General features: G+C 37.4%; 3 protein-coding genes. 2 read left to right on the top strand and 1 reads right to left on the bottom strand.

Translation table 11 applies throughout. From position 1 onward, the window contains the following. Positions 1 to 281 precede the first annotated feature (281 nt). Positions 282 to 2144: a sensor histidine kinase gene (locus ACLTOH_RS02475; protein WP_412223254.1), complete on the top strand. Its 1863-nt coding sequence runs from the start codon at positions 282 to 284 to the stop codon at positions 2142 to 2144. Continuing rightward, positions 2122 to 3648, top strand: a complete 1527-nt coding sequence (locus ACLTOH_RS02470) for a response regulator (protein ID WP_412223253.1) — start codon at positions 2122 to 2124, stop codon at positions 3646 to 3648. Before ACLTOH_RS02475 ends, ACLTOH_RS02470 begins: the two co-directional genes overlap by 23 nt. Positions 3649 to 3937: 289 nt before the next feature. On the opposite strand, the gene ACLTOH_RS02465 is transcribed toward ACLTOH_RS02470, so the two are convergent. Next, positions 3938 to 5209 (bottom strand): IS110 family transposase (locus ACLTOH_RS02465; protein WP_022204360.1); only part of this gene is annotated, 1272 nt, incomplete at its 5' end.

The following is a 5209-nucleotide window of genomic DNA, read 5'->3' as shown; positions in this document are numbered from 1 at the left end:
AAGATAAAAATACCGTACATCAGACTGGATTTTCGAATCGTTAGACAGTCTGACGTACGGTGCTGTGAGAGGACGGCGGTTAGTCACCGCCTCCTACTCGATTAAATAAAATGGGAATGTCAGAATAAAAAATATCCGACTACATCTTTCGTCAACAAGCTACTTTTCAAGCCGAAAAATATTGATTATAATAAATGAAAAACTAATAGAAGTCTTGTATATATTGGGAAGAAAACTAAATTCGAAGATTAATCACAACAAAATAGTTAGGTGACGTTATTATGAGTATGATAGAGAACACTTTTAAGTTAAAACACAAAGCGGTAGAAAAAATAGTAAAGTACAGCAACCAAATGAGTCTGCGTACAAAAATTAGACAGGGTTACATTGTAATGATTATCCTCTTTTTTTTCATATTTGTTCTAGTAGTCGGTTTGGAAATCCGCAACTACAGTGGTAAGATTATTTATTCAACCATGGAAAATCAAAATCAACAGATTGAGAAATCCATTGATTATTTTATAGATGACATTATCAAATTGTCAGAATATCCGTACGTAGACAGTGAGGTGACAGCGCTTCTCGAAAAAAGCTACCAAGGGGATGGAGAATCAATCGTTGTAAAGATCAATGACACGGCAAAGTTGGCTCACCTACTTTATAAACATGTTTTTTATATGAATAAGCGGATTGATTCTGTGTGGCTTTTAGCTGAGAATAATATGGAAAATCCAGCAATCGTAACACGGCAGAATCTCAATAATCACTACAATATGAAGGAAGAGGACTGGTATAACCGCGTATACAGTGGAAACGGTACCCCTTTTATTCTAGGGGTTCATGAAGATAGTGGCAGTACAAGCAATGAGAAAATTGTCTCCGTAGCCAGAAGCATTGTAAGCCCCACAGATGGCAGTTTTCTAGGCATGTTTGTAATCAATATAAAAGCCAATGATTTTGCTGCACTTTGGTATAATGGACAAGCGGATGACAGGATAATTGCAGTAGCAGACAAGGAAAATCATTTAATCATGAATCCGAATGCTGCAAAAGAGGACGACTTGGAAACCTATATTCAGAGTGTCAATGCGAAAATGCCTGTTAACAAAAGACAGACTGTTAAACTTGGTAATGAAAAATACTATCTTGTCATAACACAATTAGAGTGCATCGAAGGAAAGATCTATCAATTCTACGCCACAAAATCTGCAACGAAAGGATTTGGAATACTCTATTTTGTGCTACTCATTGGCACGCTCCTGATTGGAGCTGTGTTTTATCTGATAAGTTATAGAATTTCAGATAAAATAACAAAACCGCTCTATCAACTGGTAGACAGTATGCGGGAAGTCAGCGGTGGTAATTTTCAGATACAGACTGACAAATTAAATGGTGAATTGCAGATATTGTCAACGACATTCAACAAAATGACAAAACGCATAGACATCATGTTTCAAGAACTGACTGAGAAAGAGAAACAAAAGAGGGATATGGAACTTCTGGCTTTACAGGCACAAATCAATCCACACTTTTTGTATAATACCTTAAATTCTATTCAATGTGTGGCAGAAATGCAGGGCGCCGAAAATGTTTCGAATATGTTAGATGCAATGATTTCTATTTTGCATTACACAGCAGAATCCGCAGGCGAAATTGTCGCAATGGAGAAAGAACTCACCTTTATCCAAAATTACATAAAAATTATTAACTTCCGCTATTTTGACAGGTTTTCCTTCTTGGTACAGGCAGATGATAAGGTTCGTAACTATGGTACATTGCGTTTTATCCTACAGCCTATTGTCGAAAACGCCATTTTTCATGGATTTGAGGCTGATGATTTAAACGCTTTAATTGAAATCAAAATTGTAGAAAAGGATCAGAACCTTGTCATTGAAATAACTGACAACGGTAAGGGAATGGAAGAAGCGAAATGTGCGGAGATTTTACAGCATGATTCTACGGAGAGAAGAGGACTGAACAGAATAGGAATATACAATGTAAACCAGCGGATTAAATTATACTTTGGGGAAAACTATGGGATTCGCATTATAAGTAAAATGGGGCAGTTCACCAAAGTAATTATAACTATGCCAAGAATAACAGCTATGGGAGAAAAATTAGATGAGAAGGGTATTGATTGTTGATGATGAGGTTCTGGTCAGAATAGGAATTAAACATTCCATCGCATGGGAACAGAACGGTTTTGAACTGATAGGCGAAGCATCAGACGGTAAAGAAGCACTAGAGATGATACAGAAGTTAGCACCTGACATTGTAATTCTGGATATCAATATGCCAGTTCTAAATGGCATAGAAGTTTTACGAGAGCTAAAAGAACAGAAGTACAAAGGCAAGGTAATAGTGCTAACTTGTTTTAATGAAATAGAATATGCCAGAAGTGCAATGAAGTATGGTGCAAGTGATTACGTCCTTAAAATAACGCTCAATACAGACGAACTTCTGAATGCTTTACTGGATCTGGAATTTGATGACAACAATTTCAATGAACCGTTGACTCTTCCTTCGAGAGAGAAGATGTCAGAAGAAGAAGCTGTCACAAGGATATTGGAAGGATACGAATCTGACTTCCAAAGCAAGAAATTAAAGGCTTCAAATTTATATTGTATACTGGTTAAAATCGAACAGCTTTCTGAGGTATTAGACCGCTATAAGGAAAAAAAACCGGATTTTTTCTATACTTCACTTCACTCTATGATAGGGCAGGTGGTGGCAGGTCAAAAGGAATGTGTTTATATTCAGTATAAACCAAATCGTTGCGTTATTTTTTTAAGCTTTAGCGGGCAACCCAGTACGCAAGAATGTTATTTAAAGATTCGCGCCATAGTAAATCATTTGGTACAGGTTTTAAAGGAATACCTGGCATTATGTATTCATATTGGCGTAAGCAGTCCTCTGTATACGATGCAGCTTTGTAAGGCATACGAAGAAGCAGAGATTGCCATACAGGAGAGCTTTATACTGCCGGAATCCTCTATTTTCTACTATGAAGAAATGAATGAAGTTGAACAGAAAACAGAATTTCGGAAGAGTGAGAGGGCACTAGAAAAAGCCATCACTGATAAAAACAGTACTCAAGTGTGGGAGGAAACAGAACGGTTCTTTAACCTTATTCGGGCAAGTAAGGCACGCTATATTTCAGAAAATAAAAACTATTTGGGTAATTTGCTAAGGATTTGGCAGGGCCGAGAACAGCATGTGGAAGATATAATTGTAAAAATACAGCAGACGGACTGTTTGGATGAATTGGAAACAGTTATCTACACTTATTGGAAACAATTTCAGAATATAGAAGAAAATGAAGAAAGCAACTATCTGATAAAAAAAGCAAAGCAATATATACAGGACAACTATAATCGGATGATTACCTTGACAGATCTTGCAGACTACATGGGATTAAGTGAAAGCTATACCAGCCGGCTCTTTAATAAAGAGGTAGGTATGAATATGTCTTCTTACATAAACGAAATACGTGTAGAAAAAGCAAAAGAACTTTTGACTCATTCAGATGAAAAGATTTATAGTATTGCCGAAAAAATTGGGTATGCATCCACAACAGCATTTCATGTTGCCTTTAAAAAGAAAACAGGGATGACTCCCGCTGAATACAGAAATCAAAACTACAGGTAAAAACTGAAAAGGAAAAGACAAAACTGTTAACTTTTTATTTTAGCTTGAATAATAAGAAGTGAAAGTTTTTTCTTTTTCTCCTGAAAGAGAACAAAGAACAAAAAGATTTAAAAATTTGTTTGGTTTTTTTGCAGGGTTCTTACACCTATAATTAGGCTTACAAGGGAGGTACAATTCAGTACCCAAGAGAAAGGAAGGGAAAGAGTGAAAAATAAAGTAGATTTTTGGGCGCACTTATATAAGGGTTCATAAAACCCTGTTTTTACAAGTATAGAAAGCAGAAAAAATGTTAGTTATCGTTGCGTTTCACTAACTTAGAGCTGTCGTAACCAAGGCTTTCAAGGTAAGCAAACACATTGTTCTCATTCAAGACGACACTCTCTACATGATTCTGAGGGTCCATCAATTCCTCATAGTCAGTAGGGGTAAAGGGCTTCTTTTCTGAAACCATGTGGTAAATACAGACCATCATCATTCTTGCAATGGCAATGATTGCCTTTTTGTGTCCACGTCGCTTTTTGATTCGACCATATTTGATTGCAAAATAAGGCTGCTTTTTGCTCTTAATTGCAGCAAGGGCACATTGAACCATCATTGGTTTCAGGTAATCGCCTGCTTTGGCAATGCGGACAGACTTTTTCTTACCAGCGGATTCATTGTTGGCAGGAGAAAGTCCGCACCAGGAACACAGATGTTTTGCATCATCAAAAATATCCATATCAACGCCTGTTTCTGCAAGAACAATCGTGGAACTTAACTCTGTCATGCCGGGCATGGTACTGACAAACTCCACGAACTCGTAATAAGGCTTGATGCGGACATAGAGTTCCACTTCGGTCTGGGTAATCATATCATCGAGATATTCCAGATGCCCCCGGGCAAGCTCTAGTTTTTTAGCCTGATCTGTTTCAATAGTGTAGCCTTTGATGGCTTCGATGATTTCATCAGACTTGGATTTAGCCCCTTTCTTTATGAGTTTGCGGACAGCTTTTTCATCCATGGAATCGGCAGTATGCTCCAATAGATAAGAGATGATTTCAGTTGCTGTCTTGCCAAAAGGATCAGAAAGAACACTGGCAATGCCGACATTGGAAATGGTCATACAGTTCTGGATGCGATTCTTCTCGGAAGACTTCATGCAGACCAGCTTGAAACGGTATCTGGAAAGTTCCCTAAGCTGACGAAAATCTTTTGGAGGAATAAAGGAACATCTGACAAGATCAAATTTGTAGAGGTCGGCAATCCATTTAGAATCCTTTTTGTCCGTTTTCTTGCCTTTAATGGCTTTGACATACTTCGGATGTGTAAGGCAGACATCAATGTCATTTTCGAGATAATTAAAAATAGGAATCCAATACTTTCCGGTGGATTCCATACAAACATGATAGCAATTATTCTCGATAAGCCAGTTGTGAAACCTTTGAATATCTGAGTTGATGGTTGAAAAAGATTTTTGCAGATATTCGGATATGCCGTCCTTATTGGTAGTTACGATGGTTGCAACGATAACATTTTTGTGGACATCAAGTCCACAGCAGATGGAGTATTTTAACTTCATCAT

This window comes from Waltera sp. (genome assembly GCF_046969025.1).
In the GTDB taxonomy this organism is placed as follows: Bacteria; Bacillota; Clostridia; order Lachnospirales; family Lachnospiraceae; genus Acetatifactor; species Acetatifactor acetigignens.
The sequence above is the reverse complement of the archived record's forward strand: the minus strand, read 5'-3'. Positions and strand labels throughout refer to the sequence as shown.

Coding starts and splice junctions, on each gene's coding strand:
- ACLTOH_RS02475 (WP_412223254.1), top strand. CDS start 282: ATGAGTATGATAGAGAACACTTTTAAGTTAAAACACAAAGCGGTAGAA.
- ACLTOH_RS02470 (WP_412223253.1), top strand. CDS start 2,122: ATGAGAAGGGTATTGATTGTTGATGATGAGGTTCTGGTCAGAATAGGA.